Annotated in this window: 19 protein-coding genes; 15 read left to right on the top strand and 4 right to left on the bottom strand. The window is 44.0% G+C overall.

Annotation, left to right across the window (positions count from 1 at the left end; genetic code table 11):
* Positions 1 to 133 precede the first annotated feature (133 nt).
* Complete coding sequence (locus FTV43_RS04210; RefSeq protein WP_179994984.1) at positions 134 to 640, top strand: hypothetical protein; 507 nt, start codon at positions 134 to 136, stop codon at positions 638 to 640.
* Positions 641 to 795: 155 nt separating this feature from the next.
* On the opposite strand, the gene FTV43_RS04205 is transcribed toward FTV43_RS04210, so the two are convergent.
* A complete protein-coding gene (locus tag FTV43_RS04205) occupies positions 796 to 2,214 on the bottom strand; it encodes a phosphate--AMP phosphotransferase (protein ID WP_104852966.1) in 1,419 nt (472 codons plus the stop codon).
* A 246-nt stretch (positions 2,215 to 2,460) separates the two neighbouring features.
* Between FTV43_RS04205 and FTV43_RS04200 the strand changes: the two genes are divergently transcribed.
* From FTV43_RS04200 to FTV43_RS04135, 14 genes are all read left to right on the top strand, one after another.
* Positions 2,461 to 3,165: a hypothetical protein gene (locus FTV43_RS04200; RefSeq protein ID WP_179994927.1), complete on the top strand. Its 705-nt coding sequence runs from the start codon at positions 2,461 to 2,463 to the stop codon at positions 3,163 to 3,165.
* 168 nt (positions 3,166 to 3,333) lie between these two features.
* On the top strand, positions 3,334 to 4,278 hold the full coding sequence (gene ubiE, locus FTV43_RS04195) for a bifunctional demethylmenaquinone methyltransferase/2-methoxy-6-polyprenyl-1,4-benzoquinol methylase UbiE (protein ID WP_004975907.1): 945 nt from the start codon (positions 3,334 to 3,336) through the stop codon (positions 4,276 to 4,278).
* 11 nt (positions 4,279 to 4,289) lie between these two features.
* The gene (locus FTV43_RS04190; RefSeq protein ID WP_004975904.1) at positions 4,290 to 4,985 is read left to right on the top strand and encodes an SCP2 domain-containing protein; all 696 of its coding nucleotides are present in this window, start codon (positions 4,290 to 4,292) and stop codon (positions 4,983 to 4,985) included.
* Positions 4,986 to 4,998: 13 nt separating this feature from the next.
* Positions 4,999 to 6,618 carry an AarF/ABC1/UbiB kinase family protein gene (locus tag FTV43_RS04185; protein ID WP_096901336.1) on the top strand — a complete coding sequence of 540 codons (1,620 nt, stop codon included), beginning with the start codon at positions 4,999 to 5,001 and terminating at the stop codon, positions 6,616 to 6,618.
* Between the two features lie 208 nt (positions 6,619 to 6,826).
* Positions 6,827 to 7,906: a patatin-like phospholipase family protein gene (locus FTV43_RS04180; protein WP_179994926.1), complete on the top strand. Its 1,080-nt coding sequence runs from the start codon at positions 6,827 to 6,829 to the stop codon at positions 7,904 to 7,906.
* A gap of 126 nt (positions 7,907 to 8,032) precedes the next feature.
* Complete coding sequence (hisIE, locus tag FTV43_RS04175; RefSeq protein ID WP_179994925.1) at positions 8,033 to 8,815, top strand: bifunctional phosphoribosyl-AMP cyclohydrolase/phosphoribosyl-ATP diphosphatase HisIE; 783 nt, start codon at positions 8,033 to 8,035, stop codon at positions 8,813 to 8,815.
* Between the two features lie 22 nt (positions 8,816 to 8,837).
* Positions 8,838 to 10,340: a UvrD-helicase domain-containing protein gene (locus tag FTV43_RS04170; RefSeq protein ID WP_179994924.1), complete on the top strand. Its 1,503-nt coding sequence runs from the start codon at positions 8,838 to 8,840 to the stop codon at positions 10,338 to 10,340.
* A 16-nt stretch (positions 10,341 to 10,356) separates the two neighbouring features.
* A complete protein-coding gene (locus tag FTV43_RS04165) occupies positions 10,357 to 11,730 on the top strand; it encodes an AAA family ATPase (protein WP_179994923.1) in 1,374 nt (457 codons plus the stop codon).
* A gap of 606 nt (positions 11,731 to 12,336) precedes the next feature.
* Complete coding sequence (locus FTV43_RS04160) at positions 12,337 to 15,174, top strand: monovalent cation/H+ antiporter subunit A (RefSeq protein WP_179994922.1); 2,838 nt, start codon at positions 12,337 to 12,339, stop codon at positions 15,172 to 15,174.
* A gap of 4 nt (positions 15,175 to 15,178) precedes the next feature.
* Positions 15,179 to 15,544, top strand: a complete 366-nt coding sequence (locus FTV43_RS04155) for a Na+/H+ antiporter subunit C (RefSeq protein ID WP_004975886.1) — start codon at positions 15,179 to 15,181, stop codon at positions 15,542 to 15,544.
* Positions 15,544 to 17,352 carry a monovalent cation/H+ antiporter subunit D gene (locus FTV43_RS04150; RefSeq protein ID WP_179994921.1) on the top strand — a complete coding sequence of 603 codons (1,809 nt, stop codon included), beginning with the start codon at positions 15,544 to 15,546 and terminating at the stop codon, positions 17,350 to 17,352. Before FTV43_RS04155 ends, FTV43_RS04150 begins: the two co-directional genes overlap by 1 nt.
* Before the next feature lie 2 nt (positions 17,353 to 17,354).
* On the top strand, positions 17,355 to 17,888 hold the full coding sequence (locus FTV43_RS04145; protein WP_004975882.1) for a Na+/H+ antiporter subunit E: 534 nt from the start codon (positions 17,355 to 17,357) through the stop codon (positions 17,886 to 17,888).
* Complete coding sequence (locus FTV43_RS04140) at positions 17,885 to 18,160, top strand: monovalent cation/H+ antiporter subunit F (protein ID WP_004975880.1); 276 nt, start codon at positions 17,885 to 17,887, stop codon at positions 18,158 to 18,160. The genes FTV43_RS04145 and FTV43_RS04140 overlap by 4 nt, the downstream gene beginning before the upstream one ends.
* Before the next feature lie 11 nt (positions 18,161 to 18,171).
* Positions 18,172 to 18,570 (top strand): Na+/H+ antiporter subunit G, encoded by a 399-nt coding sequence (locus tag FTV43_RS04135; RefSeq protein WP_019836076.1) that lies wholly within the window; start codon positions 18,172 to 18,174, stop codon positions 18,568 to 18,570.
* Positions 18,571 to 18,702: 132 nt separating this feature from the next.
* Here FTV43_RS04135 and FTV43_RS04130 read toward each other — a convergent pair whose 3' ends face one another.
* From FTV43_RS04130 to nusA, 3 genes are read right to left on the bottom strand one after another with little or no spacing between them, the layout of a single operon-like run.
* Complete coding sequence (locus FTV43_RS04130) at positions 18,703 to 19,107, bottom strand: ribosome-binding factor A (protein ID WP_004975876.1); 405 nt, start codon at positions 19,105 to 19,107, stop codon at positions 18,703 to 18,705.
* Positions 19,107 to 21,833, bottom strand: a complete 2,727-nt coding sequence (gene infB, locus FTV43_RS04125) for a translation initiation factor IF-2 (protein WP_004975874.1) — start codon at positions 21,831 to 21,833, stop codon at positions 19,107 to 19,109. Before infB ends, FTV43_RS04130 begins: the two co-directional genes overlap by 1 nt.
* 10 nt (positions 21,834 to 21,843) lie before the next feature.
* Complete coding sequence (gene nusA, locus FTV43_RS04120) at positions 21,844 to 23,328, bottom strand: transcription termination factor NusA (protein WP_179994920.1); 1,485 nt, start codon at positions 23,326 to 23,328, stop codon at positions 21,844 to 21,846.
* Between the last annotated feature and the right edge of the window lie 13 nt (positions 23,329 to 23,341).

The raw sequence follows: 23,341 nt of genomic DNA, 5'->3' as shown, positions 1-23,341 counted from the left end.
TACACTTACAACGGTGTATGCCACTTTACAAGCATACTTTTATTGCCTACTTTATTCAAAAAGTGCTTTGAATAAAGTGGTTTAATTTACCAAACAGCATACGATTATCCGCCATTTTAAGGTTTTACCTATGATAAAAAGAGAGACTATTCCAGACAGTATTGATCCAAGCCTAGACTTGGAAATGATTCGTGCAGAATGCCTAGAACTGGTCAAAAAACGTGCCTACTTTTCTGCAGGTGCAGCCGTCATTCCTGTGCCGTTTTTAGACGTCGTCATTGATGTGGGCATCTTGTCGCAACTGATTCCAGAAATTAATGCACGTTTTGGCTTATCTCCTGAGGAAGTCAGCGTGTACGATCCTGAAACCCGAAAAGTCCACTGGAGCGAATTGCGTAAACGCGGTGTGGAGTTTTCAGGCTTAGTCGTGGCGCGTACTGCAGTAAAAAAATCCCTGAATAATGTCGCAGCCAAGTACATCACCAAACAAGTGACCAAGTTTATTCCATTGGGTGGACAAATGGTGGCAGCAGGTTTGGGTTATTTTATTATGAAAAAAATTGCCGAAACACATGTTGAAGAAAGCTATAAACTAGCAAAAAGCATTCAGCTTAAACAAGCCAAAGTTGTAAATGCATAGGGTCTGTTGATCATTCACCTATGTTTTTGGTGTGAGAGATATATCTCGCAAGATTTTTTAGCTGATATAAGGCATGAGGCAGGAAGTTTAGTCATTCTAAATGACTGACTCATAACGCAATAGCAGCAAAAAATATGCTCGCCCTGAAAGGCAGATTATTCTGCCTTGAGTTGTTTCAAGATAGTTCTTAAAATTTCCAAACGTGCTGCATTTTTGTCATTACTCGGAATGATGTGCCACGGTGCATATTCGGTACTGGTACGTTGCAACATATCTGCCGCAGCCACCAAATAATCATCCCAACGGCTGCGGTTACGCCAGTCTTCATCTGTAATTTTAAAACGCTTATGTGCGGTTTCCTGACGTGCTTTAAAACGCAGCTCCTGCTCATCTTTACTAATGGCTAACCAAAATTTGATGACGACAGTTTGATGATCATTTAAGTCTTTTTCAAAACGGTTGATTTCGTCATAAGAACGCTGCCATTCCAGTGGGCTAATCAAACCTTCTACACGTTCTACCAATACCCGCCCATACCAAGAACGGTCAAAAATATTGATTTTTTCTTCAGGCAGAATTTTCGTCCAAAAACGCCACAAATAAGGACGACTGATTTCAAAGGCTTCAGGTGCACTAATGGTGTAAATTTCGTATTCACGCGGATCCAGTTTTTTTACAATCCGTTTAATCGCGCCGCCTTTGCCTGCTGCGTCCATTCCTTCAAAAACAATGCTGACATTACGGTTATCTAAACGCAGTGCATCTGCCACTTTTTTCGTGAGTTTCTTTAACTCTGCTTTATAGTCATCCTCATTGACCGATTCAGATACAGGATTAAGCAAAACTTCTGGAATTTCTGCAGCTTGCCAAGTGATGCCCGAACTGGTCGGATGCACAGGACAATGCTCTAAAGCACGTAAAATATGCTGTGCAAATTGTTGATCGCGGATGGTTTCATCTTCGCAATCAATCATAATCCAGTCATCGGTAAAGCGTTGGCGCAGCTTTTGCAAGCTGTCATATTGCTTTTTATTGCGCCAATCCAAGCCGTGCAATTTATGCCAATGCACTTCGCTCGGTTCCATATCATCTAGTCGTTTTTGTAGTGATTTCCACGATAAATCGAACCAGATTTTAATGACATCCACATGGTTATTTTTTAAGTCTTCTTCATAGGCACGCATTTTTTCGACATAGTTATCAAACATGGTGTCATCAATTTGTTTAGACACATGCATGGCTGTGCTTAATAAGTCACTATACCAATTGCCAAACATCACCATAATTTGACCTTCGGCAGGAATAAAACGTGCATAAGGCTGCCAAAGTGTCTGTTTGGGATTAAACGGGTGTGGCGCATCGGCTTTTACCCTTAAATAACGCGGATCGACCCATTCCCTAAGTTGTTTGACCGACTCTCCTTTCCCCGCCAATTCAATGCCGCTCACTAAAATCAGCAAACTTTTGGCATTTTTTTCACCTTTGGTATTTTTTAAAGCATATTGGGCTTCAATTAGCTCGACTGAAAGTTGTTCTTCTTCCATGAGTTTAAATTCAGTATGTGCTTGTGACATCATCTACCCTATTGTTGTGTTATTTAAGCTCTGCTGATCATTCGTCTATATTTACGATATTAGAATGAGCGACAGACTTTGATCAGTATACGAATATCGACCCATTTTTTAACAACTTTTCGCTTATTTTTGTAGATTAATCTCACACACTGACCTTTGCCGTTTGGAATTCTGTGTAATTTGTCATAGCGACGAGATCAAACTCACATTAAGATTTGCCCATTCAACTCAATAATGAGACACCCTATGTCTAAACTTGCTGCTTTAGATGAGCTGTTAGAACTGTATTATCAATTTAAATATCATAAAAATCCTATGCTTTTTCAACGCTTACAAGATGTTCAAGCATGGCAAAAACAGCGTATGCAACGCACCCATGCCACACAGTTTGCCGAAAAGCACAATGTCTTGATGGCTGAATATTTTTTAAACCGCTTATATGGCGGTCCAGATTTTGACGCTTTGGCGGGTCAAATTGCTCGCCTACTGAAATATGCACACAAAGCTGAAAAAATCATCCCTGAAAATTCAATAAAAACAGGGACTTCTGGGGTAAGTCTGGCGATTTTGGCAGTGCAGTTAGATGAACAAGTCGCGATACAATTGCTACAGGACTATCCTGAAAATATGCCTTTAAATGATGAGATGATGCGTCTGACTTATTTAAAGCTCGATCAGGGCGAAGCACGCTTAAAACAATTAAATATGTTGGATGAACTGGGTAAAAACCTAGATAAATATATGCGCTCTTTTGTGGTCTATACCGCTTTTAAAATGTGTAAAGGCGCGGCGCAAAAATACAGTTTTCAAATTATGTATGAGTTTATGCAAGATGGCTTTTTAGCCATGAAACCATTAAAGTCCGCAGAGAAATTTGTGAAGCAATTTACTACCACAGAACGGGAAATTATTGCCAAAGTACATGCAGGTGATTTACATCCATTTTCATAATCCCAATGTGTGAAATAACCAACACTTATTCAGCACACTTACGCTATCTTTGGTTTTTTCTGTATATTATTCATAACAATTGCATGATGATTACTGTACAAGTGCTTAGAATCTGTCATCATGCATACACTGCAGCCTTAAGCCTTTTTATCCTGAGGAGTGACTCCAATGTCGAATGAAAATCAAACGCCTACCGCTACTCCCGAGTCGGCACAACCAACAGACAAAGTGAGTCCATTCTTAACCGAACCTCTACCGCAAGGCGCTCCACAAGGTCAGCAACAATCTTTAGAACAAAAATTAACGGATACACCTGTTACGGGTTCAGTGCCAAAATATAATTTGCCGCGCGGTGCCAACACAGGCAATGTCGGTGCAACCACACACTTCGGCTACCAAACCGTCAGCAGTGAAGATAAAGCCCAGAAAGTCGCAGAAGTCTTCCACTCGGTTGCAAGCAAATACGACATTATGAACGACTTAATGTCATTTGGTATTCACCGCTTATGGAAACGCTTTGCGATTAATATGTCAGGTGTACGTCGTGGTCAGCGCGTACTGGACATTGCAGGCGGTACGGGTGACTTAGCCAAAGTCTTTAGCCGTGAAGTTGGCCCTACAGGTCATGTGGTACTGTCAGATATTAACGAATCTATGCTGAATGTTGGCCGTGACCGTCTAATTGATGCAGGCTGTACCAATGTCGATTTCGTGTTGGCGAATGCCGAAACTTTAGAACCATTTGAAGACAACAGCTTTGACTTACTGACTATTTCATTTGGTTTACGTAACGTGACCGATAAAGATGCAGCTTTGGCAGCGATGTACCGCGTACTCAAGCCGGGTGGTCGTTTATTGATTTTAGAATTTTCAAAACCAGTATTTGAACCGTTCTCAAAACTCTACGATTTATATTCATTCACAGCATTGCCATTGATGGGTAAAATTGTCGCAAACGACTCAGAAAGCTACAAATACTTGGCTGAATCTATTCGTATGCACCCAGATCAACGCACTTTAAAAGGCATGATGGAACAGGCAGGCTTCCAAAACTGTGATTACCACAACCTGACTGGTGGTATTGTTGCCGTTCACCGTGGTTTTAAACTCTAAGGCGTACCGCAATGTGGTCAATTCTCGCCCTTGGTGCAGTTGAGAAACTGATTCATCATGTTATTGATTTGGATGCGATTACTCGCATCCAGCTCAACCAACTACACGGCAAAATGTTGCGTGTGGTGCTCGATTCGCCACAGCTTTCTGTAGATGTCTTTTTTGATGACAACAAAGTTCGTTTAGAACCTACTGCAACAGGTCACAGCGAGCAGCCTTCTATTTTTGAGCAACGCCCGTTTGATCAAGCGCAAAATATCAGCCCCGCAACGACCACTTTGCATGTTAAAAATGTGGTGCAATTGCTCAAACTGTTGCTATCCGATGAAGTGGGCAATATTCCCCTACAAGGTGACTATCATCTTTTACAAGATATTCAGCGCATTATGCAGCAGGCTGAACTAGACTTGGCCGCACATTTAAGCCCTTGGATTGGTCCTGCTTTGGCTCATGAAGTTGGCAAAATTCAGCTTGCACCCAAGCATTTAAAACGCAGTCTACACAGCCATTTGTTCTTTGCTGAAGATGCCCTAAAAGAAGACAGTGGTCTATTTGCCCCACGCTGGCAAATGGATGACTTACAACAAGACACGCGCATTTTTCAACAAAATTTAGACCGCGCCGAAGCCAAAATTCAACAGCTACAAGCGCAGCTTGATGCACAGCCAGATACCGCTTCTGACACCTTAAACTCCACTCAACCCTAGGGAATAAGTCTTTATGATTCCGCACGTTTCACGTTTACTCGAACTTTGGCGCATTGCCGCGCACTATAGACTCGACACGTTGTTTCCTGCGGAAGAACTACCAGAAAAGGCACGTCATGCGCTCAGTTTTATTCGCATGCACCCTGCGGCTTGGTCAAGTAAAGAACGTAAAAACCCGCTGAAGCTCAAAGAAGCTTTAGAAGAAATGGGACCATTGGCAATTAAACTTGGGCAATTGCTGTCTACGCGTCGTGACCTGATTCCGCCTGAAGTTTTACAGCAATTGGTGTTGCTACAAGACCGTGTCAAACCATTCGGTTCTGACGTGGCACAAATGCGAATTCAGCAATCGCTCAAGGCAGACATCAACACCCTGTTTGCCCGTTTTGATGAGCAACCTTTAGCAGCAGCCTCCATTGCGCAAGTCCATACCGCTGCCTTGCATGATGGTCGTGAAGTAGTCGTTAAAGTCACCCGTCCCGATATTCGCCAGCAAATTCTACAAGATTTTGAAATTCTGGAATGGCTCGGTGCAGCACTGGAAAAACGTCTGGAAGCGGCACGCGCTCTACATTTATCTGAAATTATTCAGGACTATCGTCAAATTATTCTCAACGAACTGGATTTGACCTTAGAAGCCGATAACACCCGCCGCATGCGTCACTACTTTACAGGCTCAAGCATGATGTACGTGCCTGAAGTCTATATGGACAGTAAAGATGTGATGGTGGCAGAGCGCATTACAGGTGTGCCAATTTCCGACACGGCAACCTTTGATCGTTTGGGGATGAATCGTGCCGATTTGGCAGAAAAAGGCCTCACGATTTTCTTTACCCAAGTGTTCCGTGACAACTTTTTCCATGCCGATATGCATCCTGGCAACGTCTTTGTGGAAACCATCAATCCGAATAATCCGCGTTTTATTGCGCTAGATTGTGCGATTATGGGCGAGCTGTCCAAGCATGACCAAATGACCGTAGCACGTATGTTGCTGGCGGTGATGAACAGCAACTTTATGCAGCTGATTCAAGTGGTACACCAAGCTGGCTGGATTCCACCGGGCACAGATCAAGATGCTCTCGCCCGTGAAATGCGCCGTACTGTCGGGCCAATGGTGTCTAAACCGATGCACGAATTGGACTTTGCAGGCATTCTGATTCAGGTCATGGATATTGCACGTCGTTTCCATTTGGAAATTCCACCGCAATTGATGCTACTCCTGAAAACATTGGTGCATGTTGAAGGCTTGGGCACAGACTTATATCCAGAACTGGATATCTGGAAACTGGCAAAACCAATTTTAACGGATTGGATTAAAGCCAATATGAATCCAGTCAAAAATGTCAAAGAAATTGGGCAGCAAATTCCCGACCTGTTACTGGGTGCGCAAGACTTACCAAGTTTAATGATTGACAGTTTAAATGGTTTAAAAAACCAATCGGCTTGGCATTCCAAACAATTGCATGAATTACAAAGCATGCGTCTACAAATGGAACATCAGCAAAAACGCAGCTGGATTTTTGGCAGCATTATGGCCATTTTCCTCTCCATTGCGATTATTGCACCGTGGTATGTCTCTATTGTTTTAATCGCGTTGGCAAGTTTCTTGGCGATTTGGCGTATAGCCAAATAAAGCTACATTGCTTGATAACAAACTGATTAAATGATAAAAAAATTAGAAAGCCTGTTTTAAAGCAGGCTTTTTTATCACGCTGATTTCCCCTAACTCATCCTAAAAAACCATAGTATGACTCATCAGTCACCAAGTGATGCCTCTCGCCATTGTTGCAAAAATCACCACGCCTACAATTAATGCACATTTGTAGCGTTATAGATCAAGCATGACTCAGATTTTGCATAAACGTGCCCCTGCACTCAATATTCGCGCAGGACATCTGGCACGCCAACTGATTGAACAAGAAGGCTTACATGCCCAACACGTCGATATTATTCCAGGTGCAGCAGGCGGCCCCAAAGGTATTGGCATTCAAGGCTTAGACCAAGCTATTTTTGGCGAGTTTTTTGCCCAAGCCCCAAAGCGTCGTACTGTGGTCGGTTCTTCAATTGGCAGTTGGCGCTTTGCCAGTATTTTGGCGTGGGGCGCAAAACAAGGTACCGAGCGCCTATCCGATTTATACACTAATTTGTATTTTCATAAAAAAATGTCGCGCCAAGAAGTCGCCGAGATTTGTCAAAATATGCTGTTTGAACTGATTCAGGGACAGCAACAACAACTGATTCAGCACCCTGACTATCACCTTACGGTCATTTCAGTCAAAGCTCAGCATATTTTCCAAAGTGACCAAGCCTTGCCTTTGCTTGCGTCTGTGGCGGGAATTATTGGCAGCAATGCCATTGCACGTAAACACAATCGCTTGTTTATGCAGCGTGTCATCAGCCAACCTGCGCAAGGTCAGCAGTTTATGGTAGAAGATGATTTTTTCACCCATTACCAAGCCCTGAATGAACAAAATGTCGCACCGTGGCTGCTCGCCTCAGCATCTATCCCTGGGGTGATGTCTGCTATTCGTGACATTCCTGATGCGCCCGTAGGCAGTTATCGGGATGGTGGCTTAATTGACTACCATCTGGACTTACCTTACCAAAGTCAGGGCATTGTGCTGTATCCACACTTTACCGACAGCATTACCCCCGGCTGGTTTGATAAAATGTTGAAGCACCGTAAAGCCAATCCTGAAAATCAGGCCCGCACCCTCTTGCTATCACCTTCGGCAGAATATTTAAGCAGCTTGCCTTTAGGTCGTTTGCCCGATCGTAAAGACTTCACTTTAAAAGGTTTAGATCAGGCACAGCGCGTTCGCTTATGGAAACAATCGGTGGCAGAAAGTCAGCGTTTGGGCGATGAATTTCTGGAAATGGTGGAAAAACAAAACTTCCCTCAATTTATGCAAACGCTTTGACAGTACAAATCTGGCAAGATAATTTAGGTAAATTGTCTTGAATCACGTACACTATAGGAACGATGCAAAATCGTGCGCTCAGAAAATAGCGTCCATACAATTTAAATTAATTTTGGTGAACAACTCATGAATAACTTGCAATGGCTCGATGAAGTAAAATTTAACGAACAAGGATTAGTGCCTGCCATTGCACAGCATCATCAAACAGGACGTGTGTTGATGGTGGCGTGGATGAACCGTGAAGCCTTGGCACTGACTGCCGAAAAAAATCAGGCAGTGTATTTTTCACGTTCACGCAATAAATTGTGGCACAAGGGCGAAGAATCTGGACACTTTCAAACCGTGCATGAAATTCGTCTGGACTGCGATGCTGATGTGATTATCCTGCAAATTGAACAACATGGTGGAATTGCTTGCCACACAGGGCGTGAATCTTGTTTCTATCGTAAACTCACCGTCAATGGTTGGGAAATTGTAGATGCACAGCTGAAAGACCCGAATCAAATTTATGGTGAACAAGCCGCCAATGCTCACACCTTAGCCATGAGCCAATCTAAAGCACAAGCTGAACAGGTCGAAGTTTTGGCTTATTTAGGGCAAATGATGAGCGAGCGCAAAACCGCTAATCCTGACTCATCTTATGTAGCCAAGCTGTACCACAAAGGCTTGAATAAAATTTTGGAAAAAGTTGGTGAAGAAACCGTGGAAGCAATTATTGCCGCCAAAGATTTCAACACCGAAGCGAATGCCAACAACAAAAATGACCTGATTTATGAAGTGGCCGATTTATGGTTCCACAGCATTGTCATGTTGGGTTATTTCGATATTGAACCGCAAGTGGTACTGAATGAATTGGCTCGTCGTCAAGGTTTATCAGGCTTGGTTGAAAAAGCCAACCGCAGTCATTAACGCGAAAAGCCAACCCTGATCTGTGTCTGTAATCATCAAGCCTCGCCCGACCTATGAGCAAGCCACTGCTATAGATAATGCACGTCTAGGCAAATCTTTTAAAGTGATTGCCTATGCAGGCACAGGTAAAACCACCACCTTGCAAATGATCAGCGATGCCATGCCTGAACGGCGTGGCATGTACTTGGCATTTAACAAAGCCATTGCCGCAGAAGCACAAAGTAAATTTCATCGTCAGGTCGATTGTCGTACATTTCACTCGCTTGCATATCGCAGCGTTCCACGTGGAGTCACCGACAAATTACGCCTACCCCGTTTAAGTCCAAGTTTTATTGCCAAAGAGTATCGTTTAGAACCGATTACCCTTAGACGTATGATGGGCGGACGTTATGAAAAATATGTGCTGATGCCAAGTCGATTAGCAAGCTTGGTCGCAAATGCAGTCAGTTATTTCTGCTCGACCAGTTCACAATACCCTGCCCCACGGCATTTACAAGCACCTAGTTGGTTGCACCCAGACGACATCGACACTTTACAAAAACATCTTTACCCTGCGGTAGAGCGGCGTTGGCTGGAGTCGATTGACCCCAATCATCAGGCTGGTATTGGGCACGATATTTACCTCAAACTTTGGGCTTTGTCTGAACCGAACATTCCTGCCGATTATGTCCTGTTTGATGAAGCGCAAGATGCTGACCCGCTCATGTTGGGTATTTTACTCAAGCAACGCAATACGCAGGTAATTTATGTGGGCGATGCACACCAGCAAATTTACGCATGGCGTGGTGCAGTCAATGCCATGCAACAACTACCCCTGCCTGAATCACGCCTGACCACATCTTTCCGTTTTGGTGAAGAAATTGCGCTGACGGCCAATGCCATTTTAGGCGGACTGAATGAAACCGTGCCTTTGCTTGGTAATCCGCAACTACACTCAAAAGTAGTGAACAAGCCACACACCAAAATGCGTGATGCAATTTTATGCCGCACCAATGCCCGTGCTATGGAATTGTTACTGGCAGGTTTGGTGCATGGTGACAAAGTCAGTTTACAGGCCGACCATGTGCGTTTAAACCGTTTTGTTGATGCTGCTGCGATGCTAAAACAAGGCAAACGCGTGACCGATGTACCTGAACTGGCGTGGTTCAACTCATGGCATGATGTCCATGAATATTGCGAAACTAACGATGGTAGTGACATTAAACCCTTGGTAAAACTGGTGGATGATCACGGAACCGATCCACTAAAACGGGCACTGGCTAAAATCACCCCGATTGACCAAGCTGACTATATTATTTCAACAGCGCATAAGGCCAAAGGTCTGGAATGGAATCGGGTACATATTGAAGATGACTACCAGTTTAAGCTGAATGACAAAGAACATAAAATTAGTGATGAAGAGTTAAGATTACTGTACGTGGCCTGCACACGTGCTAAAGTAAGTTTAAATATTCACCATATTTACGATTTGGTACAACAACTGAAAATAAAAATGCCGACATCGTTACGCAAAGCGGTGGGGTAATTGCAGCAGGTGCGCTATGAAAATTACATCGGTTCATTTCAGACACATCACCCATTTTGCAGACTTAAAACTTGAACTGAATTATCACGATCTTCCCATCACCCTTATTTTAGGCGACCAAAGTGCTGGGAAGACTTCGCTATTACGCTTTAGTTATCAGGCACTGACCTGGTTTGCTGCACGTTATAAAGATTTACGCACTGCGGGCTTGGTCATGCAAGATCAAGATATTATGCAAACACGCCTACAAGCAAAAATTGATGTGTGTGTCGAGATTCCAGCAGAAATTGGCAGCCTAGCAGAATCAAGCAACACACAAATTGAGAATACTCAACACTGTGACTGGCAACTCTATAAAACCCTGAACAGCAATGCTGTTGGGGTGAGCAAAGTAGAAACCGCTAAACTGGAAAAAATGGTGCAGCTCTATCAGCATGCTATTCGACATGACCCAATGCAAGGTTTACCGCTGATTGCCTACTACCCTGCGGAACGCTTTGTAAATGAAGTCAATTTACTCAATAAAAATAACCCACTGATTTTACAGCCTGGGCATGCCTACGAAATTGCAGCGATTCCTTTCACCACCTTTAGCCGTTTTTTTGAATGGTTGCGGGAAATTTCTGATATTGAAAATGCCCAAAGTGCGCAATTGCTACACAAGTTGTATCAGCAACAACAAAGTGAGTTGCCACAGGCACTAAATCAGTCGCTATTACATGCTTACTCACAAATGCATGCGCCAAGTTTGCAAGCACTCAAAGATGCCTTACAGATTGTACTGCCTGAAATTGAAGATATTTATCTGCAATATTTGCCAAAGCTACAACTCATGGTGCGTTGTCAGGGCAAAGAGTTATTGTATCAACAACTATCGAACAGTCAGCGCAACTGGATTGCATTAGTTGGGGATGTTGTACGGCGCCTCTGTTTGCTAAACCCAAACAGTTTGTATCCGTGTCGCGAGGGAGATGGTATTTTGTTGATTGACCAGATTGATCATCAGCTCGATCAACAACAGGCCGCACAAATACTGACCCGTTTACATCAAGCTTTTCCGCGCTTACAAATTATTGCCACAGGCAACCGCAGCGAACTTTTGGAACAAGCGGAACGCTTTCAATGTTTAAAACTGGAACATCAACAGCTGCATCCCATCGCATGGCAAAGTTTACAACCGCAGTTTGCAGAAATTTATGCTGATGTGCTAGAAACCACTCACACGACAGAAGACGTCAGCCTACAAGAACAAAACCCAACACAATTAGGCACGGCTGAAATTTTGCAGCAGATTCAAAACCATTTAACTGCCGAACAAAAACAGGAATTGCTGCAACGCTTACAGCAATTGGATAGTGAGCCAACACCTGATCAATTGCCTGAATCTTAATTGCCGAAGTCTTTCAACGCATACTTGGGCAAAAAGCAAGGAAATACTTTATCCCGCATATAACAGACGGTATATAATGACTTTGCTGTATGCAAAAAAAATTGATGTTGTTTTATTCATGTAATAAAATCAGATTAATTTTGAACTTTTATAGTAAAATCCGATTTTGCTGTAGTTTTTAAAGTTGCGCAATACAACTTTTTTATACCTTGAATAGTGTCTATTGACCTTTCAAACACGGTGAATGCTGTAAAAATGCAGCAGATGCAGATCAACTTCATCCATAGTTCAACTAGGTTGTAGATTGACGCATCTAAATATTTTTAACACAGCTTTAACCAAACCAAGCACAACCTTATTCGCTGCATCGTCAGCGAAAGATCAGCATATTTTTTGCTGCTTGAGCCGCCTAGCCATGTAAAATTATTTTTGCATGATCTTGTTTTGAGTTTAAGTTGCGACAATACGCTCATCAAAACAATAGACTACGTGTTTACTGACACGACTGATTGGCTTTCAAGATTGAATCTTTTGGATGGTGTGTTGCTGTCCTGTAATCCTTGGAAGATAAGATTCATCCTTTAGGTTTTCAACCTATTCACGACAATGGATATGAGTGTGCTACCGATTATTATATTGTTACCGTTAGTACTGGGCACAACCCTTGTCTCGTGGCTGAAACAATTTTCACGCGGGGTAACGGCTTTAGGGGCGATTGGCGTCAGTCTGAGCAGTCTTATTCTGCTCCTGACTCAAGCAAAAGCAGTCTTTAATGGCGAAACGATCATTCAAACATGGTCTTGGCTGCCACAGTTGGGGATTGATTTAAGCTTTCGTCTAGATGCGCTTGGTTTATTATTCTCCTTGCTGATCACGGGGATCGGCACACTCATTTTTATTTATGCCTATTATTATTTAAGTCCACAAAACTCGCTCAGTAAACTCTATGTTCTCCTCATGCTGTTTATGGCTGCCATGTTGGGAATTTCGCTCTCCAATAACCTGATTTTGTTGCTGACTTTTTGGGAACTGACCAGTATTTCTTCTTTCTTATTGGTGGGTTATTGGAGCAATTACGAGGCAGCACAACGCGGCTCACGTATGGCACTGACCATTACAGGCATGGGCGGACTCGCCATGCTCGGTGGTTTTGTGTTATTGGCGCAAATCACAGGCACCTATCAAATTGACCAAATCTTAATGATGACTGAACAAATTCAAAGTCATCATTTATTTGTACCAACTTTATTGCTGATTTTATTGGGTGCATTTACCAAAAGTGCGCAATTTCCGTTTCACTTCTGGCTTCCGAATGCCATGGCTGCACCGACACCTGTATCGGCCTATCTGCATTCAGCCACAATGGTCAAAGCAGGGATTTTCTTAGTTGCACGCCTATTGCCAATTTTTGCAGGGGCAGCGCTGTATCACAATTTGGTCACTTTTATTGGCTTGTTTACCCTATGTATAGCCGCCTTCTTTGCCATTTTCAAAGAAGACTTAAAAGGCTTATTGGCTTACTCTACCATCAGCCACTTAGGGCTGATCATGTGTTTGCTCGGCATTGGTTCACCACTGGCAGTGGCAGCGGCAATCTTCCACATTATTAACCATGCCACCTTTAAAGCTGCGCTGTTTATGATTGCGGGGATTATTGACCACGAATCAGGCACACGCGATTTACGCAAACTCAGTGGTTTGTGGCAACTGCTACCGTTTACTGCCACCTTAACCATGATCACCGCAGCCTCAATGGCAGGTGTACCACTGACCAATGGCTTCTTGTCCAAAGAAATGTTCTTTACAGAACTACTGGCCAATTTGTCAGGCCCTGTCATGCTCATTTCTGCATTGGTTGCCACACTCGCAGGTATTTTTGCTGTTGCCTATTCAATTCGCCTAGTACATGGCGTGTTCTTTGATGGCCCAATTGGTAAAGATGTACCGAATAAAGATGCACATGAGCCGCCTTTTGGGATGCGAGCACCAGCAACACTCTTGGCGATCTTATGTATTTTGGTCGGTATCTTGCCTGCCTTATTGGTCGAGCATATTGTCAATAGCACGACTCGTGCCAGTACCCAACTGTCGCAGTTTGAAGGCATACATCTGGCAATTTGGCATGGCTTTAATCTTCCCCTGCTGATGAGTGTTATTGCACTGCTTGGCGGGATCATTTTCTATTTCTCGCTCGCCAAAGGTGGAAAAATCCGTGAAATTGACCTCGACCCACATTTAGGTCAATTCCAAGGCAAACTGCTGTTTGAATTATTCTTAAAACATTTGCTACAAGTTTCACGCAAAATCAAACGTAAAACCGAAAATGGTTCACTGCAAAGCTATTTGGTGTGGATCATTGCTTTTACGGTATTCATGGTCGCGCTACCATTATTCAATCAGGGATTAACAACTGGCACACGTGAACTCACACATGCGCCTATGATTGCCATTGTTTTATGGTTATTGCTGTTCTCTGCCTGCTGGATGATGCTGTGGTTCCACCATGAGCGCATCAAAGCTGTCTTAATCAGCGGTGCAGTTGGCTTGGTCGTCACCATGATGTTTGTCGGACTGTCTGCTCCCGACTTGGCACAAACTCAAATCACGGTTGATGTCGTCACCACTGTTTTATTGCTGATGAGTCTATCGCTGCTCCCACAATTGACCCCGTATGAATCTAGCCGTTCACGTCGTTGGCGAGATGCCTTCATTGCGATTGGTGGCGGCATTGGTATCGGCTGGATTGCGTGGCTGGTTATGACTCGCAACCACAATTCAATTTCATGGTTCTTTAATCAGCAATCCATTCCACTCGGTGGCGGAACCAACGTGGTCAACGTCATTTTGGTGGACTTCCGTGGTTTCGATACCTTTGGTGAAATTACCGTCTTGGGCATTGCTGCGATTGGTACGCTGTGTTTAATGGATGGTATGCGTGCGCACGGCACTATCATGACCCAAGGTTTAACCTATCGCTTTAATCCTTCACCGTTGATGCTGCGGATTACCGCCTCATGGATTTTACCTATCGCCCTTGTGGTCAGCCTGTATATTTTCTTGCGCGGTCATAACTTACCAGGCGGTGGCTTTATTGCGGGCTTAATTACCGCAATGGCGTTGATCATCCAATACATTGCGCTTGGTCAAGACCACACCGAACAAATGCTCAAAGCTAAATCTGGACGTTTATACGAAATCTGGATTGGCGTGGGTTTAAGTATTGCAGGTCTGACAGGACTTGCCGCATGGTTCTGGGGACGTCCATTCCTCACCAGCGCACATATTTATGTCAATCCTCCGATTATTGGTGAAATGCACCTCGCTTCGGCTGCCTTATTTGATGTAGGCGTGTATGTCACGGTGGTTGGTGCGGTAATGTTGATGATTTCTGTCTTGGGCGACTCACGTCACTCAGGCATGTCTGGCCCACTTCCAAAGGAGTAATGCAATGATTAGTATTGAGTTTTTAATTGCGTCTGCCATTGGAATGTTAGTCGCGACAGGAATCTATTTAATTTTACGTGCCCGTACCTTTCCTGTGGTTTTGGGCTTGGCGATGATTGGTTATGCCGTCAATATTTTCTTATTCAGCATGGGGCGTATTCAGCTCAATGCACCTGCAATTTTGACTGAAGCTTCAAAAGTCACCGACCCATTACCACAAGCCTTGGTATTAACCGCAATTGTGATTGGTTTTGCCACCACCGCATTTATTGTGCAATTGGCGCTGCGTAGCCGTTATGAAACAGGGACAGACCACGTCGATGCCAAAGAAGAACATCCACTGCTTGACCCACGTGAGGATGAGCCATAATGACTGATTTCCTCCAATTTTGGCTACAGCATTCACCTATTTTTAGCATCCTGATTCCAACCTTTACCGCATTTATTTTAGTGCTATTAGGCAATCCGGGCTTTGGTTCACTCTCACATGACTGGCGTCAGCCATGGCGTCGTGGCATTAGCTATCTTTCTGCCACACTCGGTTTAGTCACTGCAATTAGCTATTTAATTCAAGTCAGCAGTGGGCAAATTATTATTTATAATTTGAGCGAATGGGCCGCCCCGTTTGGCATTATTTTAGTGCTAGATCAACTGTCTGCCCTCATGTTGGTACTGACTTATTCACTTGCCTTGCCATTACTGTGGTTTTCCAGCAAAAAATGGGATGAACGTGGTCGCTATTTTCACACAATGGTGCATTTCCTGCTCATGGGACTTTGCGGTGCATTCCTCACAGGTGACTTGTTTAACCTGTTCGTTTTCTTTGAGGTATTACTCCTTGCTTCTTATGTGTTGTTATTGCACGGTCAAGGCAAAGCACGTTTTCAACTCGGGATTCATTACGTCACCATCAACCTATTAGCCTCTGCCCTCTTCCTAATTGGCTTAGGGATGATTTACGGTAGTGTCGGCAGTTTAAACATGACCGATGTGGCGCGTCTAATTCCCCTACTCGATGCTGATGCACATAAAATTGCGGTGGCAGGTGGCTTACTGCTATTTGTGGTGTTTGGTATTAAAGCTGCCATGCTTCCTGTCGGTTTTTGGTTACCTAAAACCTATGCCGTGGCAACAACTCCTGTAGCAGCCTTGTTCACCATCATGACCAAAGTCGGTGTGTATGCTATTTTGCGGGTCAATGGAACCGTATTTGATGATGCACTGAGCCATAAAATCCTACAAGACTGGTTGCTGCCGATTGGTCTAATTACCTCACTGTATGGGGTCATTGGCGCAATTGGTGCAGAGCGCTTACGTCGTTTTGTCGGTTTTATGGTGCTGTCTTCGATTGGTACGATCCTGATCGCCATTTCGATGCTGAACACACAGGCATGGTCAGCCGCACTGTATTACTTAGTACACAGTACCTTAATTGCAGCGGCTTTCTATTTGCTGTGTGGCTGGATTACCTCACAACGTGGCGCATTTAAAGATCACTTCAATATTGCCCCGCAAATGAAGCAACACAAAGTACTGGCAATCACATACTTCATGATTGCCTTAATGATGGCAGGTTTGCCACCGTTTAGTGGCTTTTTGGGCAAGGTCTTTATTTTGCAAGCCACCGCCAATATGGCACATCAAGGCTGGATTATTGGCATTATTCTCTTGGTCAGCTTGCTGAGTATTATTGCATTCACCCGTGTCGGCTTTATTTTATTTTGGCGCGCGACCAAACCTGAAGATGATGCGCAAACTGAAGCCTATTATGAATATCAGGCACTACCTGCGATTGCACCGCCCCGCAATGACCGTGTCATTTATTTTCTCCTAACGGGTTTAGTGCTGTACGTGGTATTTGCCAATCCAATTCAACAATATATGCTGAATACTGCACAGCAGATTCAACATAATGCGGCCTATGAAGCACTGATTCTGAAAAAAGACCGTGCTGCAAATGTGATTAGCGTACAACCTTATGATCCATTGTACTTACCTGAAACCAAGTACGGTGGCGAAGCAATTGACACCAATGCACATTTAATTCCCTATGTGATTGATCCAAACACCTTGGAAGGCGAGCATATTTCTGACTATAAACAACGTCAGATTCAACAGCAAAATCGTGAGGAAGCACAGCAACCTAGCGATACTCAACTCAAACCTGCGGAGCCCTAAACATGCAAAAAACAAGACCAAAAACTTCGTTTTGGGATAACCTGCTGCCACACCCGTTTGTATCTGTCTTGGTGGCACTGAGTTGGCTGATGTTGGCGCATAGTGTTTCTGCAGGGAATCTGTTGATGGCACTGGTCTTGGCGCTCTTGATTCCCAAACTGATCCAGCCCTTTATTGCGCGTACACCAGACATCAACTGGACTGCAGCCATTCGCTTATTCTTCGTGGTGGTCTGGGATATTATGATTTGTAATATTCGTGTCGCAAAACTGGTACTTGGCCCAACAGACCGTATGCAGCCAAAATGGTTCCGTGTCCCTCTCGAAACACAACACGAACAGGTCAACAGTATTTTGGCGATGATCATTACCACCACACCAGGCACGGTTACAGCAGGTATTGACCAAGACCGTGGCGATATTTTGGTGCATGCCTTAAACACTGCAGATGAAAGTGTAGATATTCAAGACATCAAAAATCGTTATGAAAAACCGCTGATTGAAATTTTTGGTGCACAGTCAGGAGAAAAGCAATGATGATTCTGCCTTATGCACTTGGAATCTGCATGGTTGCGATTACGCTGTCCATGTTTATGTGCCTATATCGCCTGATTATTGGCCCTTCAATTGTAGACCGCCTGTTGGCCTTGGATACCTTGTTTTTAAATGCGACCTGCTTGGTGGTGGTTCTGGGTATCTATTGGACCAGTACCTCATTATTTGAAGGTGCGTTATTGGTGGCGATGCTAGGCTTTGTGTCTACTGCAGCACTGGCGCGTTACTTCACCAGTGGTCATGTGATTGATTAAGGAGAATGAACATGCAATTACTCATGGAAATTTTAGTGTCATTCTTTTTAATTATTGGCGCATTTTTCATGTTGGTGGGCGGCATTGGCATGGTTCGCCTACCCGACTTATTTATGCGACTGCATGCCCCTACAAAATCCAGCACTTTAGGACTAGGCAGTTTCTTAATTGCAGCCATTATTTATGCGGCATTTGAAGGACGATTTGGCTTTGCAGAAGTATTAATCACCCTATTTGCGTTTATTACCGCGCCTGTTTCTGCCAATTTAATGGCGCAGGCCGCACTTCATTTACGTTTACGTTCGATGAGTGGTAATGTGCCTGAAACCTTAGATCGTCCATTACCGTGGCAACGCCAACGTCGTAATTTACGTCGCTACGAAAAAAAATCTAATGATGATTTGGTGTAGAGCAAAAAAAAGCATCGTATCCCATATGATCTTGCTTACATTGCAAAAGCTCAAACATGATAGATAAACATTCATTGATTCTGATAGACAAAAAAATGCCACCCGAAGGTGGCATTTTTTATCATCACTGATTTATTCTTCATCTTGCTTAGGTGCTGCAGGAGGTAAATCTTTTACCGCTTCTGCAATCAAACCAAACATATAGTTACCATAGGCATTGGTTTTATCGTAGTGAAAACGCAAACGCGGGGTAATACGTGTCTTAATACGACGGCTTAACTCATGGCGCAAGAAGCCTGATGCTTTATTCAACACATCCAAGGTTTCTTTATTTGCCGTTTCGCTTTGCTCATCGCCTAATTCACGTCCCATGACGGTCACGTACACTTCCGCATATCCTAAGTCTGGGCTCACCTTCACTGCAGAGATGGTCACAAGACCACCTAAGCGTGGATCTTTCAGCTCTTGGCGAATCAGTTCTGACAGCTCACGCTGTACTGTATCCGCCATACGCTTCAGACGTTGACTACCCGCCATTAAAGACTCCGTTTAATCAATTGAACATCGTACACTTCAATCTTATCAAGTGGTTTGATGTCTTTATAGCCTTTTACTGCAAGACCACATTCCATACCTGCGCGAACTTCTTCCACCACGTCTTTATAACGACGAAGTGACTCAAGCTCACCTTGGAATACCACCACATCATCACGTAATACGCGAATTGGTTTGTTACGGTGAAGTACGCCTTCAAGTACCATACAACCTGCAGCTGCACCGAACTTACTTGAGTGGAACACTTCACGCACTTCTGCAACACCCAAAATAGTTTCACGGTGTTCAGGTGCAAGCTTACCGCTCATCGCATCTTTCACATCATCAATTAATTGATAGATGATGCTGTAGTAACGAATGTCAATACCATCGGCATCGGCTTTTTGACGCGCAGTATTGTCAGCACGTACGTTAAAGCCCAGTAATACAGCTTCTGAAGATTCTGCAAGCGTAACGTCAGACTCAGTGATCGCACCTACGCCTGAACCAATCACACGTACACGTACTTCATCGGTAGACAACTCGCCCAATGCAACAATCAAGGCTTCCAAAGTACCTCGTACATCGGTCTTCAATACCACATTGACAAATGGAACGTCTTTTTTGCCCATTGATGCCATGATGTTTTCAAGACGCATTGCGCTTTGACGCTCAAGACGTTTTTGACGCTCACGATCCATACGCGCATCGGCAACTTCACGTGCTTTCTTCTCGTCATTTACAACAAGAACTTCGTCACCTGCCATTGGCGCTTCAGGTAAACCTAAAATTTCAACTGGAATTGAAGGACCTGCAGATTTAATACGCTTACCGTTTTCATCGGTCATGGCACGTACGCGACCATAAGATGAACCTGCAAGTACCAAGTCACCTACATTCAAAGTACCGTTTTGTACCAGAATTGACGTCACTGCACCGCGACCTTTATCTACACGCGCTTCAATCACCACACCTTGCGCTGCACCTTCTTCAGATGCTTTCAATTCCATCATTTCTGCTTGAATTGAAATTAAGTCAAGAAGTTCATCAATACCTTGACCTGAATGCGCCGAAACCATTGCAACAGGTACGTCACCGCCCCATTGTTCAGGTACGATTTCTTTGGTGGTCAATTCATTCAATACGCGGTCTGGATCAGCCGATTCTTTGTCCATTTTGTTAATGGCAACAATAATTGGTGTACCCGCTGCACGCGCATGGTCAATGGCTTCTGCAGTTTGTGGCATCACACCATCATCTGCCGCAACGACCAATACCACGATATCTGTCGCTTTCGCACCACGTGAACGCATTGCAGTAAACGCTGCGTGTCCCGGTGTATCTAAGAAGGTGATAATGCCTTTATCGGTTTGTACGTGGTATGCACCAATGTGCTGGGTAATACCACCCGCTTCGCCTGCAGCCACTTTGGCACGACGAATACGGTCAAGTAATGATGTCTTACCATGGTCAACGTGACCCATGATGGTCACCACTGGTGGACGTGTCGTTTGAACACCACGTGCCTCTTCAGCAGCTTCAAGTAAGTTATCTTCAGCTTGCGTATCAGATACTAGAACTGGGTTGTGGCCCATTTCCTCAACTACAAGTGCTGCAACTTCTTGCTCAATCGCTTGGTTTTGCGTAACTAACTCACCCATTTTCATGAGTGATTTAATAACTTCGCGTACTTTAACTGCCATTTTTGCAGCCAAGTCCGCAACCACAATCGTTGCACCAATTTCAACATCATAAACTTGTTTTTTAACTGGTTTTTCAAAGCCGTGCTTGTTGGCTTGGCTCGTTTTCAAACCGCGTTTATGTGAGTTTTGGCTGAAAGACTGTTCTTCCTGACCACGACGACCACCTTTTTTCGGTGAACGTGTATTGGTGGTGCTGGTACCACGCTTGATTTCACGGTCTTCTTTGGCAAATGAATCTTCATAAGCCTGACCCACAAGACCAGCCGCCAATGGAGAATCATCTACCACACGAATGGTAGCGGTTGCATCTTCATTTGAGTATTTAGATGCCATCTGACGCATTTGCTCAAGCGTACGTTGCTGCGCTTCTTCAGCCGCTTTACGACGTGCTGCTTCTTCAGTCGCTTTCAACTGAGCTGCTTGCGCTTCACGTGCTTTCTTTTGCTCAGGCGTTTCAGTGACCTTCACTGCTTGCTTCACAATTGGCTTGTTGGTTGACTTACGTTTCACCACAACCGCAGCTTTCGCAACTTCTTGCTTGGCTGTTTCTTGCTTCGCTGCTGCACGCATTGCATCTAAAGCTTGTTTCGCTTTTGCAGCACCTGCTTGAGGCGCGTCTGCTTTCGCTTTGCTCTTTTCTGCCACGTCACGTGCTTGCTGTTCTGCTTGCGCTTTTTCAGCTGCTTCCGCCTGTGCTTTTGCCAGTGCTTCCGCTTTAATCTGTTCAGGATCAGGCTTTACAAATGTATGCTTCTTACGAACTTCTACATTAATCGTTTTCGCTTTGCCCGAAGTACTTGCCACTTTAGCGGTACTGGTGGTTTTACGTTTCAACGTGATTTGTCCTGCATTACCCTCTTGACCGTGAACTTTTTTTAAATGGTTCACTAGGGTACTTTGTTGTTCAGTGGAAATAATATCGTCAGCCTTACGCTGTGGTAAACCTGCGTCACGAACCTGTTCCAGGAGTTTCTCAACTGGACGACCTACACTGAGCGCTAACTCTTTAATCGACTTGTCCGTCATATATTACCTCCTAGTTAAACCATGATTCGCGCGCTTTCATAATCAATTGACCCGCTTTATCTGTACCTAGACCTTCAATATCTTCGATATCGTCAGTTGCTTGGTCAGCTAAATCATCAACTGTGATGACACCACGAGCGGCAAGCGCATAAGCGATCTCTTGTGTCATGCCTTCCATTGCTAGAAGTTCTGCACTCGGATCTTGGATATTTTCTTGCTGTTGCAATGCGTCTGCCAATGCCACTTCTTTGGCACGACCTTGTAACATTTCAACAATTTCTTCATCTAAATCAATTTCGTCAAATGTTTCCGCAGGAACATACGCAATTTCTTCTAATGAAGTGAAGCCCATTTCTACCAATGCCATCGCCAAATCTTCAGCAATGTCTAGACGTGAAACAAACAAGTCTAAGTATTGTTGCGCTTCATTTTGCTGACGTGCGTGATACTCTTCTTCAAGCATCATGTTCAGCTTATAACCTGTGAGTTCAGAGGCTAAACGTACGTTTTGACCTTGTGAACCAATTGCACGTGCCAACTGATCGCTGGTTGCGAAAATAATGTCGGCAGTACGTTCTTCTTCATCAATCACAATACCCGATACATCGGCTGGCTCTAAAGCACTGGCGATATATTGTGCTGGATCATCAGACCACACCACAACATCAATACGCTCACCATTTAACTCTTGCTGTACCGCTTGGATACGTGTACCACGCATACCAATACATGCACCTACAGGGTCAATACGATGGTCGTTGGTTTTTACTGCAATTTTTGCACGTACACCTGGCTGACGCGCTGCGGCTTTAATTTCGATGATTTCTTCAGAAATTTCTGGAATTTCTTTTTTCATCAACGCAATCAGCATTTCAGGCTTAGCACGTGACAACAACAATTGAGCACCACGACCTTCACGGTTCACACTGTACAAAATTGCATTCACACGCTGCTTAGGACGCAAAATTTCTTTGGCAATCATTTCTTCACGCGCCAAATATGCTTCTGCATTGTCGCCTAAATCAATAATAAAGCCATCTTTGGTTTGCTTTTTCACTTCACCGTAAATCAGCTCGCCTACTTTAGCTTCATAAGCATCTGCAACCAATGCGCGTTCTGCTTCACGAATTTTTTGCACAATCACTTGCTTGGCAATTTGCGCAGCAATACGACCGAAGTCAATTGACTCAACTTCAAGTTCGCGAATATCGCCAATTGACCACTTTGCAGGGTCTACATCAGAAATTGCATCTTGGCATGCAGGCATTTCATGATCTTCATCTGCCACCACTTCCCACTGACGGTAAGTGCTGTAGTCACCTGTTTTACGATCAATTTCCACACGTAAACGTGCTTCTTCTGAGTTTGTGCCTTCGTAGAACTTCTTTTTCGTCGCAGCAACAAGAGCCTGTTCAAGCGCCTCAAAAATTGCCTCACGACTTACACCTTTTTCGTTACTAACCGTTTCAACGACGGTAAGAATTTCACGTGCCATAAGTCACCTATTC

Source organism: Acinetobacter sp. YH16053, assembly GCF_013417035.1.
Lineage (GTDB): Bacteria > Pseudomonadota > Gammaproteobacteria > Pseudomonadales > Moraxellaceae > Acinetobacter > Acinetobacter towneri.
The sequence above is the reverse complement of the archived record's forward strand: the minus strand, read 5'-3'. Positions and strand labels throughout refer to the sequence as shown.